A 22,745-nucleotide genomic window follows, 5' to 3' on the forward strand; every position below is an offset into this window, starting at 1 on the left:
CAGAATTATTCAATAAATACTATTATTGATGATGGCACACTTAAGGAAGATGAAGTCTGTGGCTATTGGTTTTATGATTGGCCTATTTGTGACAGAGAATGCTGTTGCCCAGCAAATAAGTCAACTCGCGGTTGATACAGTATCAAATTTGATTAACGAATCATTGCCCTTCGACCGGCCATTTATCATTAAAGTTAGAGGTGGTAACTCAACGTCTATTATTTCTGCATTCCTGCTTGAGTGGCGAATAAAAAAGAACAACAAATCATTAGTGTTAGCAAAGGATGCTGATGGTAATACCATTGCTAAAAATTTGTTTATACCACGGAGTAATATATTTAAACGGAAGGATGGTGTTGATGTCTACATCCCAGCCTTACCTCCGAACAAAAACCTGGCTATTCTTTTTGCTCACCAGTTTGATGGTGAGTTTTTAGACGACATCTACCGAGTCAATGAGCTGCTTCGCCAAGGCCAAACTTATCAGGCGGAAATAAGTTTGAATAGCATCCCCCCCAAAGTGAAACAGCAGGTGAAACCTGTTTTTGGCCTATCAGGTCTAGCCCTAGATCAATTACGACGGGTCACTACGTTCAATTTTGAAGGCGTTGATAGCACGTTCGCCCCTAACTACATCAGTTTTTTCAATAGTCAGTTAAAAACTAAGTACGACTCGATTGCTAGTCAGGTTCAATCACACACCTATAATAATTTGACAGAAAGTAATCTGAAAACAATATTGACGGAAGCTGGTGCCCTTGAAATCGTATCTGCTGAATTGAATACACTAGCTGTGTTGGTAAAAAAAAGTCAGCTCCCTGGCGTATTAATCGGTACGGTATCGATCAATGTAGAGAGCGCCACTGCCGATGAATACGACATAAAAAAACGAATCGACAATTTAAACGCTTCGATAAAAGCCCTTGAAAAAATACGAAAAACGCTGCTCCTGCTGGGCGTGAGAACGGGCATAACACTGCCAGTTACCATAGAAATTGACTTAGCCTATTTGTCGGACGATCTGATCGCGAATAGAAACTTGATCAGAGGAAAGTATACGCTTATAAAGTCAGCTATCGAAAGCAACAAAAATCTTAACTACCCGAATTGGGCGCTCGCCAATAATGAACTTACTGATATCAAAACCCGGGGAACGTATCAGGTTATTCCTGAAATAGGTTTGGTTACTATTTTCGGCATTGGAAATGAACAAAATGAGACGATTGTCCGGCCGTATCTGGGGGCCAGTATTTACTTGAGGCCCATTGATAAATCCGTTCCTTATAAATATTTAAACAACCAACTGCTCCACCGCCTGTCCTTTAATTTAGGCGTTACCCTCGGCAAAGTCGACAAGGGCGAGTTTTCGGATTTAGCCAGCAATTTTACCTTGCTGGTAGGCGCTAATGTCAAGATTATCCGGGAAATGTCGTTTTCGTTTGGTACAGCTATTATGCAGCGTCAAAACAGTAATCCAGCCATTAATGCCAAACAAGCTTCGATTAATCCCTATGTGGGATTATCTTTTGATATCGACATTGCGAATGGCGTTCAAAAACTTACCGGCAAATTATTCCCATGAAGCAACTGACTCTCTACCTGCTTGTTTGTTTTAGTACGCTGGCTTGCGTAAAGGACGTACAAACAGACCAACTAATTCTCGATGTCACGGTCGACAATCCGACTATTCTAGCCGATGGTACGTCCATCGTTACGCTTAAAGCTGACCTTAAAGACAATCTAGATCAACGGAAAGTGTTGTTTGAAACCAACAAAGGTTTTTTGGTTGACAGTAAGGATGGTAGTAAACTGAGTGTCGATGCCGAAATGGTTAACAAGGATTTGTTCGCTACGGCTAAACTCCGCGCCCCAACCTCAACAGGGGTAATTTCGGTGAGCGTTCAGATGGACCTCACCGACCGAAAAGGACTTAATGTGATCACCAAGACTATAACTGCTAGCCCGTCGGTACCGACAAAATTGGTTCTTAAGGCCAATTCATTTCAGGTCTATAATAATTTTGACAGCGAAGTTGAGATAACCGGGCAGCTGTTTAATGCTAGTGGTGGGGGAGTATCGAAGGGCTATACGGTGCAGTTGAATGCTTACACCGCTGATAAGACCTTGGTGAAAGGGGCTTATAGAAATGAAAGTTTAGCAAGCGACAACTCAAAAATTTCGGCCATTTACAGCCCTGGCCCCGTTACTGCAAATCAGTACCTAACCCTAATTGGGACGGTGTTTGACGCGGATGGTAAGCTCATTAATGTAGAAGGTGGTTCGCTAGTAATTTATGTTAATCAAAAATCAAAATAAGTTATGAAACGAAAAGACCAAAAACTGCTCGAAGAAAAACGGGAGCAATTAGCGGAAGGTATTCAACGGGTGTTTGATGAGCTAGGACTGGAAGGACTTAAACTGGACAGCTTGACATTTAAAGGTGACCTAACTGACGATATCGACGACGATTTGGCACTTTTTACGTTAAAGGAGATTAAATGCCCACCAGGTTTTGTACTTGTGACCAAATTAGACCCATTTACAGGTGAGAAAAAAGCGGTTTGCGAGAGGCCGTAACCACCACAATTGATTGATGTCGTTCTGGTGGCAATCAATCCATCCAAACCCTAATGTACGTTCAAGTCACCGCGATAGGCTGATCGCCGGTTGGGACGCTAAGAGTGTGTTTGGGAATTGAAAAGAACTAGTAGCGGGGTCAACTTTGTAGTCGCCAAACAACAAAGTCATGACCAAACAGTGGAGGCCACCGCTTCGGCGGTCCGATGACCGATTACCAGTGGGCCGCAATCGCTCCGGCGACCCGGTTCGCCTTTTTTCAACCTTCAACGCAAACGCAGCCACGAGTTGCGTAAGATTCTCGACTGTATTTTATGGTTGTTGCGCACCGGCAGTCAGTGGCGTAATATTCACCCTGACTGGTTACCCTGGCAAGCCGTCTATTACTATTTCGATCAGTGGAAACGGGCTGGTCTCTTCGAGCAGATAAATGCCAAACTGAACCAACTTGATCGACAGCAACAGGGACGAGACTCGTTTCCTTCAGTGCTATGCATTGATTCACAATCGGTTAAACTATTACCAATGAGTGGAGAATACCGAGGGATGGATGCACACAAACGCGTCAATGGACGCAAGCGTACTTTTGTTGTTGACACGCAGGGACGCTTATGGCTTGCCGATGTCGACGCGGCCAATCGGGCTGATGGCACCCTGGCCCTTCCGCCTGTAAGCAGCATTTTTTGGCGTTGTGGGCAGCGACTGGAAAAGGTCTTCGGCGATCAGTCGTATAATGGGGTATTTGCTACCGAGCTAGCTAACTGGAGCATCGGTTTTGAGAAAGCTTCCCGACCTGAATCAGCCAGAGGCTTTGTACCGGTTGCCAAGCGATGGGTCGTTGAACGGAGTATTGCCTGGACGAATTACTTCCGGCGGGTTGTTAAAGACTACGAGTACACCACTGTCCGCCGTTGCGGTATCTTCTTCGGTAAGTTGGCTGTATTTGGCTAACATTCAGATCATGTTACAGCGAATTCAGCGAGAAGACAAAAGTTAATTCCCCAACACACTCTTAAACTCGTCTTGGGCAATTAATCACACCGCACTGATAATGAACACTTTAATAACTGGTTGCGCAAGCAAACTAGTTGCCATGCGCAAAATGACATCAGTATGTTAGTGAGTCATTGATCGCGTCAGCTGCATGCAGTAACATGCTTCGGGTTTTCTGCCCAAAGTCGTATGTTTACTTCTAGCCCGTAACATGAGTTTCTACTTTTAGCCACCAAACCTATGTTAGTTTTAAAAAGACAGCGAGAGCTACATGGTTAGATATTTATAGTTTACTACTTTGCATGTCAATTACAACCATACCATACTTTAATGCCTATTAACTTAACAAAAGGCCAACGAGTCGATATTGGCCTCTCAAAGGTAGGGGTTGGCCTCGGTTGGGATCCCAACAATGCAACCGGCCCTGATTTTGATCTTGATGCATCCTGTTTCATGTTAGGGAGTTCTGGAAAAATCCCTACCGACGAGCACTTCGTCTTCTACAATAATCCACAATCTCCCGATGGGGCGGTCGAAAGTTCAGGGGATGACCGAACCGGAGGCAACAGCGACGGGGATGACGAAACGGTAACAGTCGATTTGACGAGCATTGAATCACGTATTGAAGAGTTGATCTTTGCTGTGTCAATTCACGATTACGAAGCCCGACGACAGAATTTTGGACAGGTGCGAAACTCCTTTATTCGCATCTATGACGCTAATACCAACGATGAAATCGCGAAATATGAACTCGATGAAGACTTTTCGATTGAATCGGCCGTTGAGTTCGGGCGTCTTTATCGTCGTAATGGTATTTGGAAGTTCGAGGCAATAGGCCGCGGCTACACAGGGGGTCTACAGACCCTCGTTGACAAATACTACCAAGGATAGCTTTTGAAACGCCTTTTTCACTGGAAAGTCGCTATCTAAGTGTATTCATCAACGCAATTATCTTTCTACACCCAGTAATCTCCTTTCCTATCATGGCAATTAATTTGCAAAAAGGCCAGACAATAAGTCTGGAAAAGAATCAGTACGACCTATCGACAGTGACCATTGGTCTTGGATGGGATATCAAAAAGACAGGCGGCCTCTTTGGTAGTCTGCTAGGCTCTAACAAAGATTATGACCTAGATGCAATAGCATTCTTGCTAGATACTAATGATAAGGTAGCTATGCTTGGCAACGAAAAGTTACAAGGTGGCGACGTCATTTTCTTTAATAATATGCAACACCCGACTCGGCAAGTATGGCTCACTGGCGATAACCGCACAGGAGCCGGTGATGGCGATGACGAACAAATAGTTGTAAAGCTTAATACACTTGATGCACGCTATCAGAAGATTGTTTTTCTAGTTTGTATATACCAAGGGCAGCAGAATAAACAGCATTTTGGTATGGTACAAAACGCTTACATCCGCGCTGTTGATGCCCGGGGTTCTGAAATGGCACGATTCAGTTTGTCTGGCGATGCTACGTATAACGGTATGTGTTCAATGGTCTTTGCTGAAGTTTATCGGAAAGATGGTGTCTGGAAGTTCCGCGCCTTAGGGAATCCTTACCAGACAGACCTATTTGTTCATCTTCTCCAAAACTATTTACCCCAACGCGCATGAGACGCCTTCCAGTCTACCTTCTGCTCGACACATCCGGCTCTATGAGTGGAGAACCTATTGAAGCCGTTAAGAATGGTGTACAAGTGCTAGTCTCAACGCTTCGTCAAGATCCCTACGCTCTTGAAACCGCCTATTTGAGTGTGATTACATTCGATAGTTCAGCGCGACAAGTAGTGCCACTTTCTGAGTTATCGGTGTTTCAGATGCCCGTCATTAAAGCTACTGGCACCACATCTCTAGGAGAAGCACTAGCCCTGCTAGCCCAGAAAATTGACTCCGAGGTGCAAAAGACAACCTCTGATACAAAGGGTGATTGGAAACCGCTCGTCTTCCTTATGACCGATGGTATGCCTACTGACGATTATAAGCGAGGACTAACCGAATTGAAAAAGCGTAAGACAGGCATGATTGTGGCCTGCGCAGCGGGGCAAGGTATAGACACAAAGACACTTCAACAGATTACAGAGGTTGTTGTACAATTAGATACTGCTGATTCCAGTACAATTAAAGCCTTCTTTAAATGGGTCTCGGCGTCAATCAGTATGGGTAGTCAAAAGGTGGAAGGAAATAAGGAAGTTGGTGGTCTAAGCGAATTACCACCACCACCACCCGAAGTAAACGTCGTTATGTAAATAGTCTCAATCTCTATGGCTATCAACTTACAAAAGGGACAGCGGGCATCGCTGTCTCAGCAAAAATTCACTGTCGGCCTTGGTTGGGATACTAATGCTTTCGATACGGGGGCTGCGTTTGACCTCGATGCATCTGTGTTTGTTCTAAATAGTAATGCCAAACTACTGTCTGACAACCACTTTGTTTTCTACAATAACGCCAAAGATCCTAACGAAGCCGTAATTCACTCCGGAGATAACACTACAGGTGCAGGAGACGGTGACGACGAAACAATCCAAATCGATTTGAGCCGCATTGACGCCAGCGCGCAAGAGATCTGCATTGTCGTTACAATTCATGATGGTGATGTACGTCGGCAAAACTTTGGTCAGGTACGTAATGCCTTTATTCGTGTTATTGACCCCGCTTCAGGTACCGAGTTAATGAAGTACGACCTTGATGAAGATTTCTCTGTTGAAACTGCGGTCGAATTCGGTCGACTCTATAAGAGGGGTGATGAATGGAAGTTTGAAGCTATTGGTTCTGGATACAAGGGTGGACTAGAGTATTTTCTGAACAAGTACAACTGATTGCTGATACGTCGTTGGGCTGATGCAGTACGTATTGCGCAGTTCGACGATGTGTTATTCTACACGCAACCTTCACTAAGTTCATGGCAAAAATTAAAGGTACCGATGGCTTGTCGGAACAAGATATAAACCATATGCTAATGCATGGTGCTCGCTTCGTGATATACCAATACTGCATTTCTATCGTCTTCATGACGTTTCGACAAAGCAGCGATATCCATTTTATCCGACCCGGCGAAAGCGCAATCAGAAAAGGCATGAGCTATACTATACTGAGCGCAATCATGGGCTGGTGGGGCATTCCTTGGGGTCCTGTCTATACTATCGGGGCTCTCTATAAAAACCTGCGTGGTGGTATGGATGTCACAAACGAGGTAACTATGGCTGTTTCTGGTATCTGATGCGGTACCGCCACTATTCGTTTGATGTCTGGTTAACATTGATCCGTTCAAACCCAGCCTTTCGCCAGGCCAGAACAGTCTGGTTCGCCGATCATTTTAATCCTCATGGTCTGTCATTGGCTGACGTGGATGAGCGAGTGAAAGAAGTAGATGTGACCTGCACGCGCATTAACGAACTGGTCGGACGCAATATCTACTCGCTCGAACTCTGCTTGCTAATGGCTCATCGGCTCGGTGCTGACCTTCGCCATATAACACCTGAACGAGTGGCTCGGATCGAAGGCGAATTGGCTGAGTTGTTTCGAGCATATCCACCTCACCTGACGGATGAGCAGTTGCTCCACGTGCTTGAAACATTGCGACAGAGCGGAGCTACACTATCAGTGCTCAGCAACACGGGGATTATACTAGGGACGCACTTGCGGGCCTTTTTCCATTCGGTAGGTATCGGTAGATTATTCCAATTTCAACTCTATTCCGACGAGGTAACGCTGTCAAAACCTAATCCGGCTTTTTACGCACTTATTTGCCAAGAAGCACAGCAGTTGCCAATCTATCGAAGCAACAGGCTACAGCCGGCGACCATACTTCACGTTGGTGATAATCCGGTGGCTGATGTTGCTGGAGCCACCAACGCTGGCCTTAGTGCACTGCTGATCAATCCGAATCAACCGAACTTTACTCAATTGCTGCATGACTGACCGGTACGCACTTCATCGGTTTACCAATCACCATACCATTGGATTTGCCCCTGCCGACTATAGCCGCTTTAAATTTGGCGATGGGAAAATTGCCCAACGTTTTGGTCAAGAACTCGCTCGGGGCTTTCTAACGAGTTACGTACCCGGATCACTATATACAGAGCCACTGGTAGTGCTACCTAGCCCATATTCGTGTATTCCGACGGCTTCTTACTGGATGGCTCAGTCTTTTCTACGTGAGCTTAATCGAGCGTTTGCGGAACAAGGGCGGGATGTTGCCGACTCCGTCAAAATCAGCCGTAGTATCACATACCGTGACGATTATGGCAATCTAACGCGTGAGGAACGATTAAGGTTGATTGGTAACGATACCTTCTGGGTTGATCCGGCTCTATTGACTGGTAAGCGGCTTATTTTTATCGATGACATACGTATTACCGGCAGCCATCAAGCGGTTATAGAACGTATGATGGCACATTATGGTCTGACGAATTCGAGTGTCTTTGTCTACTACGGCGAGTTAGTCGATGACAGAACTCATCCTAACATCGAAAACTACTTGAACTACTATGCCGTTAATGGTCTCGCCGACTTACTCCCTATTATTAGATCGGGTAAGTTTTGCATCAATACACGGCTAGTTAAATACATTTTAAATCAACCACCTATCAGTTCTCAACCATTCCTAGAATCAGTTCCTGATGAATTTCTAAACGAGTTGTACGATATGGCGCTGGGTAATCGCTATCATCAGATAGCTGAATACAGTCCTACTCTACACATTGTGAGTCAACTTGTCAATCAAACTCAATATCTGGAAGCATGAGTCGTCGCCTACCCGTTTACTTGCTCATTGATACATCTGGCTCAATGCGGGGCGAACCCATTGAATCAGTAAAGGTAGGCTTACAGACTATGATGGCTACGTTGCGTCAGGATCCTTTCGCTCTTGAGTCCGTTCATCTGAGTCTTATTACCTTCGACCGGGAGGTAAAACAAGTGTTGCCCCTAACTGAACTTGAAACACTGCAACTTCCCGATATCATCACGCCCGAATCCGGTCCCACACATCTTGGTGAAGCACTGGAGTTACTTTGCAAAAAGGTAGACAGTGAGATTCTCCGTACAACCGCGGACCAGAAAGGTGATTGGATGCCGCTTCTATTTATCATGACCGACGGTAGCCCATCTGACTTGATGAAATATCGCGAGATGATTCCCCAAGTCCAGCGCCGTAACTTCGGTAACATCGTAGCCTGCGCAGCAGGACCAAAGGCTAAAGACAGTTTCTTACAGGAGTTAACCACAAACGTGTTTCATCTCGATACTACGGACCGAGCCACATTCATGCAATTCTTTAAATGGGTATCAGCCTCCGTTAGTGTTGGCAATCGCAGTGTCGGTACGACTGCCGAGTCAGTGCTGCCCCCACCACCGCCAGAAGTGCACATAGTCATTTAGCCACAAACCACACCCTATGCGACGCTTACCACTTTACTTTCTCATCGACGTCTCAGAATCGATGGCGGGAGATCCTATTGATCGGGTTCAGGAAGGGATCAACACCATTGTGCGTGATCTACGTACTGATCCCTATGCTCTTGAAACCGTCTATGTCTCACTAATCGTTTTCGCGGGAAAAGCCCGCCGAATCGCGCCATTGATCGAGTTACCTCAGTTTTACCCGCCCCGGTTACCCATTGGAGCGGGCACCTCACTTGGCGAGGCTCTCTACACGCTGATGGACGATATAAGCAAGCAGGTAGTACAGGCTACGACACAAACCAAAGGTGATTGGAAACCATTGGTATTCCTACTCACAGACGGCGTACCAACCGATGATTATTCAGCAGCGCTGTATGAGTGGAAAACGCGCTTTAAAAACCGAGTACACATGGTAGCGATTGGTTTTGGAGAGGACGTTGATACTCGTGCACTTGCAGATTTGACCGACTACGTTTTTACGTTCAATGATACCGACTCAGCATCGTACGTGAAATTTTTTCGCTGGATCTCGCAGTCAGTAAAATCATCGAGTATCGCGGTCAACAGTGGTCAGGGGGACGGAATTAACTTATCTAAGGTTGGGGAGGACGTACTAAAAAAGGTAGATTTTTCATCCATTCATAACCGTCGGCCAATCGACGACCGCTACGCCGTAATTACAGGTAAATGCCAGAAAACTCGGAAGCCATACCTGATTAAATATGGCCTTAGTCAACGCCCAGGCGATGATGTACTGGCCCATCTTGGAGTAGAAGCTCAGACGCGAGAATACCGTCTATTGGGCGCGTATGGCATTGATAACGACTACTTCGAACTATCGAATGAGCGTGAGACCAACGCACAGATAAGCACCGATGAGCTGGTTGGTTTCCCAAGTTGTCCACACTGTGGCAACCGGTATGGATTTAGCCTTTGCGCCTGCGGCAAGTTGTTCTGCACAGGTGACGAAGCCGTTTCAAATTGTCCTTGGTGCCGCCGTGATATGCAGCTTGGCTTTGGTGACGGAAACGCCAACGTAAATCGTTCTGCCGGATGAGCCAACAACAAACTCTACGCGACGTTCTGACAGCATATTTGCCTGAAATCGCAACATCTGAACAGCGAAACGCTTTCTTTACTCGCCCCGATGTATCAGCACTGTTAAACGAGGCTGAGTGCATAATCAGTCAACTCGAAAAGCTTTGGTCCGCTACGAACGAACTATATGAGACATCGACAGATGACACGATTATACCGATCTCACCTGCCAATGAGTCTATAGAAGCACCGCTGATGGGTGGACTTAACAACGACGCGAATAAAACGATATTAACACCGAGCACTGATTTATTTAGCGCCGATGAGTCCACTGTCGAACCGGAGGCTGCCCCACTTTCACTGCCATCAGCAGAGCCATCTAGGTCCATCGAGATGGTAAGCGAAACACAAGACACGATCCAACCAACTAAACTAGCTGACGACTCTGTGCGTATGCAGCCCACGCAACAACTTAACTCACCCGTATCGCAACGAACCATAACGATCCCGAATGCGACGGTGGGTAAGCCATACAGTTATACATTTGATTTTATGGCTTTGGGTTTTCCACCTTTAGCCGAGCATTCTCTAACCGTTGATGCATCGAGTGGGCTCACGTATGAAGACACTACACAAACGCTCAGCGGTAATCCTACAATAGCAGGCGAATTCACTTACGAATTAAGCTACCGCCCACAAAGTGAAGAGTTGAACCGCCCGGCGTTGCGCAGACAAGTGCTGTTGCTAGTCAATCCAGATCCTCGTTCGCTCTGGAAAAATCTACCCAGCGATACAATGGATCGCTACCATAGACCTGACACAGCTCACAGCTCTATACAAACCAGCGGTGCGCTTCTGCTCGGAGCAAGTGTGCGGGGACGATCTCACGCCCATGAAGGTACATTCCGCGACGATGATTTTTTGCTGACAAGCATTGGACCTGATTGGCATTTGTTAGCAGTAGCCGATGGAGCCGGTTCAGCCCGCTACGCCCGACGGGGGGCGCAGGTGGCTTGTGACATACTGACGACATATCTAAACACGAATGTTACGGAAGAAGACTGGATCAACTTGTCTGATTTGGCTGAACAACAGGCAACAGGACCGTCAGATACTGTGGAAGGACAACTACGAAGACAGCTTTATTCGCTGTTGGGCAACGCGGCACTTGCAGCCTATAAAGCTATTGAAGCCGAAGCCCAGATTGCCGGAGCAGCGACCAAGGATTTTGCGACCACTCTGCTTGCAGTACTAGCAAAGCCAATCTGTAGCGGTTGGGTCGTAGGGGGATTCGGTGTAGGCGATGGGGGCATCGGTATATATAGAGCCGGGAAGGAAGTTGTTCTGCTGAACACGCCGGACGGTGGCGAATACGCTGGGCAAACTCGGTTTCTGACCATGCCAGAGATATTCAAAGACAATTTCTTTGCCCGTTTTCGCTTCACCTACGTTCCTGATCTCACCGCCGTTATTCTGATGACAGACGGCGTAACAGATCCAAAATTTCAAACAGATAGTAATCTAGCGAAGACTGAAAAATGGACTGAACTCTGGAGCGACATTACCTCAAATGTTTCGCTTAGCAATACCATAGCGCCAGACCAACTTCAGGAATGGCTTACATTCTGGTCGCCAGGCAATCATGACGACCGTACCATTGCAATTCTATACCCTCATGCCCACAACCATTCGTATTAAAGCCCTCGACGGCTCCGACATAGAGTTTGTTGACGAAGTAATTGGGTCAGGCGGGATGAAAGACGTCTATTTTAGCCCTGACCGCACTTATGTAGTAGCCTTTTTCCGTGACAAACAGGACTTTAATGCTAAAGACCGGTTGCTAAATATTGCTGGTTCGTATCGCGATCGTATTTATAACCAAGTCGGCGGAGAGTATTGGAAAGATAAATTTTGCTGGCCAACCAAAGTAGTTGAATACAACGGGCGGCTGGGACTAGTCGCTCCAACATATCCGAAGCAATTTTTTTTCCAGTACGGCTCGAAAAACAACGATTTCTTAGGGATAAAGGGCAAGGAGAAAGAGGGTAAGTGGTTCGCTTCTGCCAATAATCAGAATAAGTTTCTGGACACTCGCGAACGTGGTAACTGGATGCAGTATCTACGTATCGGTATCTTATTAAGCCGGGCAGTACGCCGTATGCATGCAGCAGGGCTTGCTCATTCTGATTTGTCATACAAAAACGTATTAGTCGATCCCGTTACGGGTGGGGCGGCAATCATAGATATAGACGGGCTAGTAGTCCCGGGTAAATACCCGCCTGACGTGGTTGGCACGCCTGATTTTATCGCCCCAGAGGTTATGGCTAGTAGTATACTAGCTAAGGACGACCCCAATCGTAAACTCCCTTCCCGTGCTACGGATCTCCACGCATTGGCCGTATTGATCTACATGTATCTGCTTTACCGTCATCCCCTGCGTGGAGGAAAAGTGTACGACTCCGACCCGCAGAAGGATGAAGAACTATCGATGGGTAGCAAGGCTCTATTCATTGAACACCCTACGAACAATACGAATCGGCCGAATCTAAAAGATGTAAAGCCTAGCTACTTACCTTGGGCCGATCCGTCAAAGCGTCCTTACACGATTACTGGGCCATATTTGAAAACGCTTTTTGACAAAGCGTTTATTGATGGATTGCACAACCCAATCTTGCGTCCAACAGCAGACGAATGGGAGCAGGCATTAGTAAAAACTATTGATCTGTTGCAACCCTGTCAAAACGCAGATTGTGAACAGAAATGGTTTGTATTTGACAATACGACCAAACCAGTCTGTCCATTCTGCGGAACACCTTTCCAGGGCCAACTACCCATATTGAACCTCTACTCAGCCCGAACGCCAGGGAGTTTCAAACCCGACAATCACCGGCTGATGGTCTACAGTAATCAGTATATCTACGCTTGGCACGCCAACAACCTTATTTTCCCCAACGAGCGTCTTATTGACACTCAACGTAAACCAGTGGGCTATTTTGTGTTTCATCAAGGGCGGTGGGTTTTAGTAAATCAAGCCTTACCAGACCTCACCGATGTGGATCAGAAAAAAGTGATTCCCGTGGGGCAAATGCTCGAGTTGCGAGACGGACAGCAAATTCTGCTTTCCAAAGAAACTGGTGGGCGGTTAGCCGTTGTGCAGTTAGTGGCCAATTAATACACACTCCTGTTTTTTTATAAATACATAAGCAAGAAGATGAATAACAATGAGATTCTGACGCTTGGCGTCATGCTGTTTAATATTGCATTGCTTGAGGTTATGCTCAGCTTTGATAATGCTGCGGTCATTGCACTAAGAGTGCAGCATCTACCGAATGGCCAACGGCAACGAGCTACATACTACGGTGTGTTGGGCGGTATTGTGTTCAGAGGTGTTTTACTCTTCATGGCAGGATTTATTCTCCAGCTTTTCTGGCTGAAAATTCTGGGAGGGGTCTATCTTCTGTACATCGCCTACAAGGGACTAGTCGAAGAAGAAGATGAAGGCGGTGAGGCCAATCGAATTGGCCCTGGCTTCTGGATGACTGTCCTTATTGTAGAATACCTTGATCTAGTATTCTCGCTCGATAATGTACTAGCCATTGCGGCCATGGCAAAATTACCGGTGATCAAACCCAGCTTAGCGACGTTTGGAACAGATATGTCAATGTTGATTCAACACCCGGGATTTTGGATTGCGGCCTTCGGTACTGTCGTAGGTATGTTAGGGATGCGGTTTGCTTCATCCATTTTCTCGCGGCTACTGGAGCGGTTCCCATCCGTAAGCCGAATCGCACTTTGGGTCGTTGGCTTATTGGGCGTGAAAATTACATTGACAGGTATATTGGACTACTTTCCTCCATCCAATTTCCGCACTCTTGTAGAAAGCCATGAAACGGACATGGCATTTTCTTTTTTAATTCTATTAATGTTCTTGTGGCCTATTATACGTCAGCTAGTGGCACGTCCAAGAAAAGGAGGTGCTGCGAACGTCTAAATAGTTTTACTTTTATTTTTCCAAAGGCTAGAGACTATCTGCAAGCTAATCTCTAGCCTTTGGAAATTACCCACATATGACTAGCCCATAAGCCTTCTAATGTCTGACGGGTTAGAAATATTATCTTTAAGACCAGAATATAAACTGTATAATATTGCCTTTTATCGGTTCAAAGGATTTATTATAATCACCCATATCACCTAATTTTTCTTATGGTGGGTGATGTATCTCCTTATACTAATTCAGATTGTTTGTGACGTATTTCGGATATACAGATAGCAGGTTAATTTGATGATCCGCTGCTGGCTTGTAAATAGCTCGTTGAGTACCCGGGTCAATTGCCTTTCCGCAGCCGCTACTGTGCTGAATACCCGGCTCTTTAAACCGTATCGTATTTCCTTGAAAATTTGTTCAACGGGATTGAGTTCAGGGCAGTAAGCTGGCAACTTGCTGAAGGGCAACTGGGTAGCTGTGAACCCACCCGCTGTATGCGTTCGGCTGCTATCAGCTACCAACAACGTTGGTGCCTTTATAGAACGGTTGAGTCGCTGAATGAACCAGGCAAACCCGGACCCTGTCATCGTTGGTAGAAAGGCCGCGTACCCCTTACCCGTGAAGGGGCATACGGCTAGATAGAGAGACAAACTCTGGTAGCCAATCTGCACCCGACATGAGGGACGATGACCTGTCGGGGCCCATTTGCGCCCCGACTCGGAACGCGTGCCCGCTCGTCGTTCATCCATGAACAGAATCTGCTTCGGCGGAAAATCAGCCGCCAAGGACTCAAATTTTTTTATACTCCTCGATGGCGCCTGGTCGCTGGTGACTATGGACCGGACGACCTGTTTTCTTTTTGATGCCCAGCCGTTTACAGAGGTCATGAACACCCCCGATGGTGTAGACTACGCCCAGACTGCCCGCCAGATAGGCTTGCCTGTCTGGCGGGCAGTCTGGGCCTGATCATCCTGGAGATAGGCCCGGAAGCGGGTGATTTGGGTGGTATCGAGTTTGCCCAGATAAGTGGGCTGTTTGGGTTTGGTAAAGGCCTCGATGCCCCCTTCCAGGTAGGTCTTCCAAACGCGTTGGGCGTGTCGCAAGCCCAGATTGACCAGAGCACCCACTTTTTTCTGGGTGTTAGCCTGTTGGGCTTTCAAGAGTCGGATGAAGCGAATATGATCGCGCTGGCTAGGATCAATATAGATGCGTGAACTAGCTTGTAAAGAACGCAACCTGCTTCTTTCGAAAGAAACAGCGAATTCGTTTTCGATCTGCTTGTAAAAAGTCAACTTCCTCCATTACAGCAGTCTGAAGCGATTCCAAACTCGTGAATACTCGATTTTTTAGTGCCCTTTTCAATTGGCTCCATACCAGCTCTACGGGATTGAGCATAGGACTGTACGCGGGTAATCGCTCTAGATGAACTCGGCCGGGTCGACTATGAAGCCAGTTCCGAACGGTTTGTGATCGATGAATAGCGGCACCGTCCGCACAGATTTCCATGGTTTAAGCAAGCGTTGGCACATAAGTTTTATCATATTTCTGTTAACGCTGTACTACTGAGCAAACACGATGAATAAGCCGCGTCGGCGGTCCGATTGTTGCGAACGGCGTTGAGCACTAGCATTTTATTCTTGCCTTCGGCTAGTTTTCGTTGATAATAGTCGCGTATCTCACCTTTCACTTGAATGGCCGACATAGCGGCTAAGTGAAATAAGGATTTCAATCGTTTTCGAGCATGCTGGCTCACACTGGTGCGACCCCGTACACTACTACCTGAGCGGTATTCAAAAGGAGCCACACCAGCGTGGCATGCTAGCTTTTTTGGATCATGGATCGTAATAAATTCATCGGTAGCAACCAACAATTCGGTAGCCGTAGCTGGGCCTATGCCTGGGATGGAGGTAATCCAGCTAAATAACTGCTTCAACCGATCATCCTGATCAATTATAGCTTGGATCTGCTTCTCAACCGTTTCCAAATCCGCTTTGATCGATGTTATTGACGTTCGACAGGTTTTTGTAAGTTGTTTGTACAGGGTTGGCTCTCCGAAGCTCTGCTGTTCAGCTAAGGGTTGTTCAAGTTGACGTCGAACGCCAATCAAGCGGTGCCGTAGGGCACTTAAGGCCGCTAACTTCTGCAGTACAGGCCTAGACGGCTGCCAAAGCCGCATTTTATCTCGGAACCGGAAAGCGTATTCAGCAATGCGTACCGCATCAATAGCATCATTTTTACCTCGTTGCAGCCCACCTGCTTTTTTGATTTGCAATCGGACCGCCGAAGCGGCTGTTTTCTAACCACAGGGGAATGTGAAGTTTGTGAAGATGAGTCAATAAGTGGGCGTTATATATTCCCGTGTGCTCAAGACAGCAAACTATTTCTGACTTACTGAAATCAGGTAGATCAGCAATAGCTTTAAGTGCGATTTTGATACCTGTTTCAGAATTCTCAGTTTGCGTTTGTAGTACTGTTACTTTTCCGTCGAAGACGGCCCAGTCAAGCGTAGCTTTAGAAATATCGATACCGATGTAATAGCGAATGTCCATGCGTGATAACAGCGTTGAAAGTGGCAGTTTAAAATAGGAGATCTTCGCCTGGTTACTCAAACCCTTACTAATGGGCCATCATGCCCGAATTTCCATTTGAGACTTAGGCAAAAAAGACAAAGTAGGACCTGAATCTGAGCATAGAGCGAAACCTCTGCGGCCCTGTAGGGAAGCCTACCTTGTTTACTTTCGGCAAACTAGCCAGATCTTGGAATTTTACCATGCTGCAAACCTAAAGGGCGGCCCTGCCAGATCACCACCATGTTTTGACGCCGGTACTGCCAGCAGAGCTTGCTCAGAAACCAACAGATAGCTTCACTGTCGAATGGCTGATCTTGACCAGCTAAATACAAGCGGCCTGTCGGCGAGATAGCCGCAATTAGACTGAGGTGTGCTCGACCGGCCTGCTCCACTAACAAGGGCGTTTGCCCCCTGGGAGCCCAACTGTGGGCCACAAAGGGTAGCAGATAGCAGGCTGATTCGTCCACGTAGAGAATGGTTCGCCTTTCAGCTTTGGCTTTTTTTGAGAGCCGGTAGGCGTTCCTCCCGCCAATTGGTAACCGCCTGCGGATCCTGCTGGCGAGCTTGCCGAGCTGGTTTCTGTCGGCTCCAGCCCGCCTTTTTGAGCAGTCGGCCTATCTGAGTGGGGTCATAGCTGACTCCGAATAGTTTGGTGATCACAGCATTCACTCGCTGACGGGTCCACACCTGACCCTCGAAGCCGTGGGCAAGTGGTCCTTTGTTCAACTCTGTCACCAGTTGAGCCAACTGCTGCTGGTTAAGTCGACAAGTTGGCCCAGCCGGCTTTTTCCAGGTGAGAGCCTGAAGGCCGTTTTGGCGATATTTTTTGAGGGTCTGGCTAACCCAGCCTTCGGTCAGTCCCAGTGCTTGAGCAATCTTGACCTGGGACCAGTTCTGGTCTTTGAGGGCGGCACAGCGCCGTCGCAGTAGTTCGTAATCAGCTGGTGAGAGAGTTGCCATATTCTAGTAAGCCAACATCTTTACAAACCTACTCTCATATCAATAAATTAAAATCTGGCGCGTATTTACCAAGCGGTATGTGGACGATTAAATTTAAGATAATGCGTCGATAGTATATCTGTTTTCCAATATATTCGGGTGTAACTTCTACCCACTCAATCATGTCTTCAGAACCTACTATCCACTGCCCTTACTGCGGCACGGCCAATGACTATCACGCCCAGGTCTGTAAAAAATGCGGCAAAGACATTTCTCAGGTTTCCCGCCCCCCTTTACAGCAGGCTTCCACACCACCGCCCGTGTCAACGGCGGCCGACACAGTCAAATTCAGCACCGTCGTCCTTCTGGTCTTGTGCATACCGCTGTTGTTTCCACCAGTGACCCTCATCGGCATCGGATGCGGTGTGGCGGCTTACTACTCGTATAAGTCGCCTAACAAAAGCTGGCCGTTCTAACCATGTTTAGCCAACCACACCATGCGTGCCAATTCAGAACAAAAGACCTTCCAAGATTTATCGCCCTTCGAGTTTCAACATACCTTAGACCGCTCGGCCGTCGGGATGTTAACCAAGCTGGAAAAACTGCGTCCGGCCGTGGCTCTGCTGCGCACGTTCTCAGAGAGCATTGAACGCTACAAACTCATTTCTTCCAACATACGGGTGGGGCCAAAGCAGTACCCATCCCTTTACAAGGCTTACCTGAAAGCCGCCACCGTGCTGGACGTTCGGCGTTTGCCCGATTTATACATTGTGCAGAACAACGTCGTCAATGCGTACGCGATGGGCGTTGACCGTTATACTATTGTGGTGCATACGGGCCTACTCGATGTTATGAACGAAGGAGAGGTGATGAGTGTACTGGCGCATGAATTGGGTCACGTCAAGTGCGACCACATGCTGTACAATTCGCTCACCAACGCCATCCGGATGTTAGGGGCTGAACTGTTCAATCAGATACCAGTCCCCATCCCGTTCATTAAAGATATTTTTGACTTTGGGATGCAGAATACGCTGCTCGAATGGAGTCGACGGGCAGAATTCTCGGCGGACCGGGCAGCCTTGTTAGCCACGCAAGACATCGAAGCAGTGTCACATATGCTGGGTAAACTGGCGGGTTATTCCAATTTGTACGGGGAGACGATGAGCGTCGAAGCCCTGTTGGAACAGGCGCAGGATTTTGAAGAACTGACCGACGATAACTTGGTTGCCAAATATCTGAGGGTTCAATTCATGATGCAACAGACTCATCCCTACACCAGTCTGCGAGTCCGCGAAATATGCCAGTGGGCCGAGTCGGATCATTATCAGCGTATCTTGTCTGGTAAGTACCAGCGCTTAGGCGAACTGGAAACAACATCACCTCAATTACCCAGGGGCAAGCTATGTGCCCGTTGCCGGACCCTTAATCAGGTAGAGTACGCTTTCTGCCAAGGTTGCGGGACAAATTTAGGTAACAGCCCCACCGTCTGCGGGAAGTGCAAAACGCCGGTTCAGGCCGCATATAACTTTTGCCCGTCCTGTAACTCGAATCTGCAGGACGTAAAAGCGGAGTTGCCGGTGAACTAGAGTGTGTGGACAATTAGCGTAACCAGAGTAAAGCGCAGGCAACATGAACGAAAGCTAAAAACGACGAAGCTGTTTTATCGTAACGCGTGGCAATACGTCGGTAGGCTTTGAGGTGGTTGAAAAAGCGTTCAATTTTGTTGCGGTCGGCATACAGGTTTTTATCGTAGCCTCGTGGGTGTAGCCGACTGCGCTTAGGCGGGATGACAACCTCCACCCCTCGGTCGGCCAGCTGGCCAATAAGGGCGTTGGTATCGTAGGCCTTATCAGCTATGACGGCTTGTGGATCAATCCCATCCAGTAAGGCCAACACCTGCTGGCTGTCGGCTCGCTGGCCTGGCGTCAGACGCACGCGCAGGGGGTTGCCCAAGGCATCAACAACAGCATGAATTTTAGTCGTTAGTCCACCTCGGCTGCGTCCGAGGGCCTGCTGGTCGGCCGTACTTTTTTTTGGCCTGCTGCCTGTTGGTGGGCACGCACAAGGGTTGAATCGATCATGGCCCAGTCGAGGTCGGGGTCTTGCAGCGCTTGAAAGATGGCTTGCCAGTGACCGGATTTGGCCCATCGCCGGAAGCGTCGGTACACCGAGTTCCACGGGCCATAGCGTTGGGGCAAGTCCCGCCAGGCGGCACCACTGCGTGCCATCCAGATGACTGCATTGATAAACAAGCGGTTATCGGTTCCATTGCGCCCCACATCACCCGCCTTCCCTTTTAATAAAGGCTCGATTCGCTTCCAGTCGGTGTCATTAATTTCGTAGCGTCGTAGCATGACGCAAATTTAATTGTCCACACACCCTAGTTCGATAACCACTCGTTTCTACATTGCTTTAGTCCTTTTATTAGCCACCATAACCGGGCAAGCCATTGCTCAAGCGACAAGCGGGGATTGTTCAGTACTCAACAGCCTTACCAAATGCAGCGAGACAATTTTCGCTAACCGTTAAAAAAAGACGGTTTTAAACCATACACATTGATTCAGTATCCCAAATCGGGGAATACAGATGTTCAGTTAGAAACGGAATAATTTTTTCAAAATATTGAACGTCAACATCTTCATCTGTTATGCCTACTGCCCACACCGAAGAAGAATTTTTTACCGAAAAAGCGTTCAAAAAACTACTTATCAGAGACTACGCCGATTATCTGGTAGTGGGTGTAACCGGCCATCGGGACTTGCTGGATGAGGACAAGTCTCGGATTACAGAAAAGGTTCGGGTAAAATTAGCGCAGTTGAAGATGAACGCGGGCAAGCCAATTTTACTCATTTCCGCGTACGCAATGGGTGCCGATCAATGGGTTGCCCAGTGTGCCAGCGAGGATACGGTTATCTGTGTACCGTTGACAATGAAGCCACAGGAATATACTGATACAAGTTTCGTAGAGCGGGAGGATAAAGACGCTGCTGGTAATCCAGTAAAAGTTTATTACGAGTCAGCCAAGAAAACTTTTGAGGATATTTTAGCTAAGTCGACGACTATTCGGGTGAGGTTGTATGAGGAATATCCAGACAAATTGACCGCTAAGCAGCGAAATCAGCAATACTAAAAGTTAGGCCAGTTCTTAGTGCAGCACTGCGACCACCTAATTGCTCTCTGGGATGGCATAGATGGCGGGGGCGTTGGTAGAACCTCCGACGTCGCTCGCATGATGGTGATGGGTAAATGCCTGAACGGATCAATTATTCAGCATAAAGTACCCATTCAACATCTTCACCATCTGGTAGTACCCCGCTCTAAAAACCGCTTTCCAATTGGTCGTCGATTTACCAAGGAAGGTATCGACCTGCCCGTAGGCTCCATTTACGAATGGGTTGATACTAAACCTGACCGGCCGGTGACAGACTCATTAAGCGAACGAATCAGAAGCCACTTTCCCCAGGATATTGGCTGGTATATTATCGGTCCAATTTTGTTTGCAATACTGTTAGTAATCGACATAGTCAGCGACTATCAGGGCTTCCAGGACATTGCTGTGTGGCTCGTTTTGTTGGGCTTTTACGTATTGGCCGGGTTAGCTTACCAGAAGTGGAAGCACGCTAGAGGAGTACTCCTCCAATTTGCGTATCCGTTAGTTACTGCATTGGCCGTCCTAATACTGGGTACAATTGGTTTTTTGCAAACAAACGCGCTTTCGATTGGCGATAGTTTTTTTGCGGCTGCTAATCTAATTACACTGAATGCTTCGGTGTTCTGTTCTTTACCGGATGGAGTTGCGCAGAACGTAAAGTCTTTTCTTGAAATCGCCCGAATTTTGGGAGGCTTTTTGGCTGGTTACATCTTCATTCTGGCTTTTGCGTTAGCAGCCGGTCGGGAAAATGTAACGCGAATTAAATTCTGGTTGTGGCGCAACCTACGCAAACTGCTCCAGAGGAAATTCAGCGTGGTAGTCGGTAATGGCGTTATGGCTGTCAATATAGCCATTGATCTGACCAGTCAGAAGGCAACACGGACCATACTACTAGCCGAAAACCTGGATGCCAAATTTGTTACCATGTTAAGTGACTATAAAGTCTGGATTTTGCCGGGCAACGTCACATCACGGCAGTCACTGGCAAGCAGTTATTTCTGGCTGGCTGAAGAAGTGTACGTTGTTAGCGAATCAGACGAAGAAAATTTCCGTTCTACGCAGGAAATGGATGAAATCATCGTCAGTAAACCCAACAAAAATGATCATTTAGCATGGTACGTTCATCTGCACAATCGTCGGCAACGAGACCTGCTCCAGCGGATTTCCCGTGAGCACCTTCGTATTTTCAGCATCCACGAAAATACTGCCCGGCGATTATTGCTGCGCCACCCAATCGACCGTTTCGATCTGGCCAACAGCCACACACAGGCTACTACGGCTCAGGTTATCATTGTGGGCTTCGGACTACTGGGGCAGGCTGTTGCCATGACTTGTCTGCGCCTGAGGCACTTCACCCCTGACAAGAAACTACACATTAGAGTATATTACTTAGCCGATGAACAGAAGACCGTTGATGCTTTCCGTGAGAGGCACCCGGAACTAGATCAAAAACGTGGCGGAGGTTTGTTTGAGACAGGCAGTTACAACGCCAAAATCAATGACTACACATTTTTTTGCCATACGAATCCTATTATTGAGTTTGAGCTATTACCCACCGCCGAGAATGAACTCACAAATCCGCACTTTTCTTTATATGAATTTGTAAAGCCGACTAATGCCGTAAGCCTCTACGTCTGCTTACCTTCAGGATTAGAATCAGCCTCTTTTTTGGGCAGTATCTTACCGCGTATTGAGTGGCTGAAGTCAGGACAAACCACGAGTGAACAGCAAACCGACGTACAAACCTTTTGCTTCTATAACTTTCCGGACCCCGACGAGGAAAAGTATGTGGAAATGAGATTAAATAGCATTGCTTCCTACGTTCCGGTTTTCTGCTTTGGCAATTTCATTCATGAATGTTCCGCGAAAGCAATACAGGGCAAATCAATGAATTTGATTGCCCGGCAAATTGGCCTGTTATACGCTTGCCTGTACAACGACGAAGCAGTGATGGATGAGTTACCTGGTCTGAGAGCTAAACTCAAGGAGTTAGGGTTCAAAAACGAAACAAAATGGAATTCAGACTATCATTAGGCCAATGTAGAGAAAACTAACGAACTGCTCCAATGGGCTGACCAAAATAACCA

27 protein-coding genes and 2 pseudogenes are annotated in these 22,745 nt (G+C 47.2%); 20 read left to right on the forward strand and 9 right to left on the reverse strand.

Features of this window, described 5'->3' with window-relative positions; all coding sequences use genetic code 11:
* Window positions 1–28 precede the first annotated feature (28 nt).
* The 16 genes from ACYVAC_RS13600 (at window position 29) to ACYVAC_RS13675 (ending at window position 14,004) form a co-directional block, all read left to right on the forward strand.
* Window positions 29–1,582: a hypothetical protein gene (locus ACYVAC_RS13600; RefSeq protein ID WP_461098241.1), complete on the forward strand. Its 1,554-nt coding sequence runs from the start codon at window positions 29–31 to the stop codon at window positions 1,580–1,582.
* Complete coding sequence (locus ACYVAC_RS13605; RefSeq protein ID WP_461098242.1) at window positions 1,579–2,316, forward strand: hypothetical protein; 738 nt, start codon at window positions 1,579–1,581, stop codon at window positions 2,314–2,316. Before ACYVAC_RS13600 ends, ACYVAC_RS13605 begins: the two co-directional genes overlap by 4 nt.
* Window positions 2,317–2,319: 3 nt before the next feature.
* A complete protein-coding gene (locus ACYVAC_RS13610; RefSeq protein WP_461098243.1) occupies window positions 2,320–2,577 on the forward strand; it encodes a hypothetical protein in 258 nt (85 codons plus the stop codon).
* Window positions 2,578–2,865: 288 nt separating this feature from the next.
* Window positions 2,866–3,528 (forward strand): IS5 family transposase, encoded by a 663-nt coding sequence (locus ACYVAC_RS13615; protein WP_461098244.1) that lies wholly within the window; start codon window positions 2,866–2,868, stop codon window positions 3,526–3,528.
* Window positions 3,529–3,900: 372 nt separating this feature from the next.
* Window positions 3,901–4,461, forward strand: coding sequence for a TerD family protein (locus ACYVAC_RS13620; protein ID WP_461098245.1), 561 nt, complete (start codon window positions 3,901–3,903; stop codon window positions 4,459–4,461).
* 92 nt (window positions 4,462–4,553) lie between these two features.
* Window positions 4,554–5,186, forward strand: coding sequence for a TerD family protein (locus tag ACYVAC_RS13625; RefSeq protein ID WP_461098246.1), 633 nt, complete (start codon window positions 4,554–4,556; stop codon window positions 5,184–5,186).
* Window positions 5,183–5,818, forward strand: a complete 636-nt coding sequence (locus ACYVAC_RS13630) for a vWA domain-containing protein (RefSeq protein ID WP_461098247.1) — start codon at window positions 5,183–5,185, stop codon at window positions 5,816–5,818. Before ACYVAC_RS13625 ends, ACYVAC_RS13630 begins: the two co-directional genes overlap by 4 nt.
* Window positions 5,819–5,833: 15 nt before the next feature.
* Window positions 5,834–6,388: a TerD family protein gene (locus tag ACYVAC_RS13635; RefSeq protein WP_461098248.1), complete on the forward strand. Its 555-nt coding sequence runs from the start codon at window positions 5,834–5,836 to the stop codon at window positions 6,386–6,388.
* An 83-nt stretch (window positions 6,389–6,471) separates the two neighbouring features.
* Window positions 6,472–6,789, forward strand: coding sequence for a hypothetical protein (locus ACYVAC_RS13640; RefSeq protein ID WP_461098249.1), 318 nt, complete (start codon window positions 6,472–6,474; stop codon window positions 6,787–6,789).
* Window positions 6,789–7,490: an HAD family hydrolase gene (locus ACYVAC_RS13645; protein WP_461098250.1), complete on the forward strand. Its 702-nt coding sequence runs from the start codon at window positions 6,789–6,791 to the stop codon at window positions 7,488–7,490. Before ACYVAC_RS13640 ends, ACYVAC_RS13645 begins: the two co-directional genes overlap by 1 nt.
* On the forward strand, window positions 7,483–8,316 hold the full coding sequence (locus tag ACYVAC_RS13650) for a phosphoribosyltransferase family protein (protein WP_461098251.1): 834 nt from the start codon (window positions 7,483–7,485) through the stop codon (window positions 8,314–8,316). Before ACYVAC_RS13645 ends, ACYVAC_RS13650 begins: the two co-directional genes overlap by 8 nt.
* A complete protein-coding gene (locus ACYVAC_RS13655; RefSeq protein ID WP_461098252.1) occupies window positions 8,313–8,951 on the forward strand; it encodes a vWA domain-containing protein in 639 nt (212 codons plus the stop codon). Before ACYVAC_RS13650 ends, ACYVAC_RS13655 begins: the two co-directional genes overlap by 4 nt.
* Window positions 8,952–8,967: 16 nt before the next feature.
* The gene (locus tag ACYVAC_RS13660; RefSeq protein ID WP_461098253.1) at window positions 8,968–10,032 is read left to right on the forward strand and encodes a TerY-C metal binding domain-containing protein; all 1,065 of its coding nucleotides are present in this window, start codon (window positions 8,968–8,970) and stop codon (window positions 10,030–10,032) included.
* Window positions 10,029–11,711 carry a PP2C family serine/threonine-protein phosphatase gene (locus ACYVAC_RS13665; protein WP_461098254.1) on the forward strand — a complete coding sequence of 561 codons (1,683 nt, stop codon included), beginning with the start codon at window positions 10,029–10,031 and terminating at the stop codon, window positions 11,709–11,711. Before ACYVAC_RS13660 ends, ACYVAC_RS13665 begins: the two co-directional genes overlap by 4 nt.
* Window positions 11,689–13,185: a protein kinase domain-containing protein gene (locus ACYVAC_RS13670; protein WP_461098255.1), complete on the forward strand. Its 1,497-nt coding sequence runs from the start codon at window positions 11,689–11,691 to the stop codon at window positions 13,183–13,185. The genes ACYVAC_RS13665 and ACYVAC_RS13670 overlap by 23 nt, the downstream gene beginning before the upstream one ends.
* 39 nt (window positions 13,186–13,224) lie before the next feature.
* Window positions 13,225–14,004 carry a TerC family protein gene (locus tag ACYVAC_RS13675; protein ID WP_461098256.1) on the forward strand — a complete coding sequence of 260 codons (780 nt, stop codon included), beginning with the start codon at window positions 13,225–13,227 and terminating at the stop codon, window positions 14,002–14,004.
* Between the two features lie 242 nt (window positions 14,005–14,246).
* Here the strand turns inward: ACYVAC_RS13675 and ACYVAC_RS13680 are convergent, their stop codons facing one another.
* The 8 genes and pseudogenes from ACYVAC_RS13680 to ACYVAC_RS13715 all read right to left on the reverse strand — a co-directional run bounded on the left by ACYVAC_RS13680 (window position 14,247) and on the right by ACYVAC_RS13715 (window position 17,528).
* The gene (locus ACYVAC_RS13680) at window positions 14,247–14,747 is read right to left on the reverse strand and encodes a transposase (RefSeq protein WP_461098323.1); all 501 of its coding nucleotides are present in this window, start codon (window positions 14,745–14,747) and stop codon (window positions 14,247–14,249) included.
* A 40-nt stretch (window positions 14,748–14,787) separates the two neighbouring features.
* Window positions 14,788–14,928 (reverse strand): helix-turn-helix domain-containing protein, encoded by a 141-nt coding sequence (locus ACYVAC_RS13685; protein WP_461098324.1) that lies wholly within the window; start codon window positions 14,926–14,928, stop codon window positions 14,788–14,790.
* A complete protein-coding gene (locus tag ACYVAC_RS13690; protein ID WP_461098257.1) occupies window positions 14,907–15,158 on the reverse strand; it encodes a hypothetical protein in 252 nt (83 codons plus the stop codon). The genes ACYVAC_RS13685 and ACYVAC_RS13690 overlap by 22 nt, the downstream gene beginning before the upstream one ends.
* Window positions 15,159–15,213: 55 nt before the next feature.
* Window positions 15,214–15,489 (reverse strand): annotated as a pseudogene (locus ACYVAC_RS13695) (transposase); the annotation flags it as partial.
* A gap of 46 nt (window positions 15,490–15,535) precedes the next feature.
* Window positions 15,536–16,270 (reverse strand): IS110 family transposase, encoded by a 735-nt coding sequence (locus ACYVAC_RS13700; RefSeq protein ID WP_461098258.1) that lies wholly within the window; start codon window positions 16,268–16,270, stop codon window positions 15,536–15,538.
* Window positions 16,233–16,547, reverse strand: a complete 315-nt coding sequence (locus ACYVAC_RS13705) for a hypothetical protein (RefSeq protein WP_461098259.1) — start codon at window positions 16,545–16,547, stop codon at window positions 16,233–16,235. Before ACYVAC_RS13705 ends, ACYVAC_RS13700 begins: the two co-directional genes overlap by 38 nt.
* A 197-nt stretch (window positions 16,548–16,744) precedes the next feature.
* Complete coding sequence (locus ACYVAC_RS13710; protein WP_461098260.1) at window positions 16,745–17,035, reverse strand: transposase; 291 nt, start codon at window positions 17,033–17,035, stop codon at window positions 16,745–16,747.
* 19 nt (window positions 17,036–17,054) lie between these two features.
* Window positions 17,055–17,528 (reverse strand): winged helix-turn-helix domain-containing protein, encoded by a 474-nt coding sequence (locus tag ACYVAC_RS13715; protein ID WP_461098261.1) that lies wholly within the window; start codon window positions 17,526–17,528, stop codon window positions 17,055–17,057.
* 161 nt (window positions 17,529–17,689) lie between these two features.
* On the opposite strand from ACYVAC_RS13715, the gene ACYVAC_RS13720 reads away from it, so the two are divergent.
* The gene (locus ACYVAC_RS13720; RefSeq protein ID WP_461098262.1) at window positions 17,690–17,983 is read left to right on the forward strand and encodes a hypothetical protein; all 294 of its coding nucleotides are present in this window, start codon (window positions 17,690–17,692) and stop codon (window positions 17,981–17,983) included.
* Between the two features lie 21 nt (window positions 17,984–18,004).
* Window positions 18,005–19,093, forward strand: a complete 1,089-nt coding sequence (locus ACYVAC_RS13725; RefSeq protein ID WP_461098263.1) for a M48 family metallopeptidase — start codon at window positions 18,005–18,007, stop codon at window positions 19,091–19,093.
* A 13-nt stretch (window positions 19,094–19,106) separates the two neighbouring features.
* On the opposite strand, the pseudogene ACYVAC_RS13730 reads toward ACYVAC_RS13725, so the two are convergent.
* A pseudogene (locus ACYVAC_RS13730) lies at window positions 19,107–19,861 on the reverse strand (IS5 family transposase).
* Window positions 19,862–20,154: 293 nt separating this feature from the next.
* Here ACYVAC_RS13730 and ACYVAC_RS13735 point away from each other — a divergent pair.
* On the forward strand, window positions 20,155–20,637 hold the full coding sequence (locus ACYVAC_RS13735) for a hypothetical protein (RefSeq protein ID WP_461098264.1): 483 nt from the start codon (window positions 20,155–20,157) through the stop codon (window positions 20,635–20,637).
* A gap of 99 nt (window positions 20,638–20,736) precedes the next feature.
* Window positions 20,737–22,692: a hypothetical protein gene (locus ACYVAC_RS13740; RefSeq protein ID WP_461098265.1), complete on the forward strand. Its 1,956-nt coding sequence runs from the start codon at window positions 20,737–20,739 to the stop codon at window positions 22,690–22,692.
* Window positions 22,693–22,745: the final 53 nt, after the last annotated feature.

It is taken from the genome of Spirosoma luteolum, from assembly GCF_054778875.1.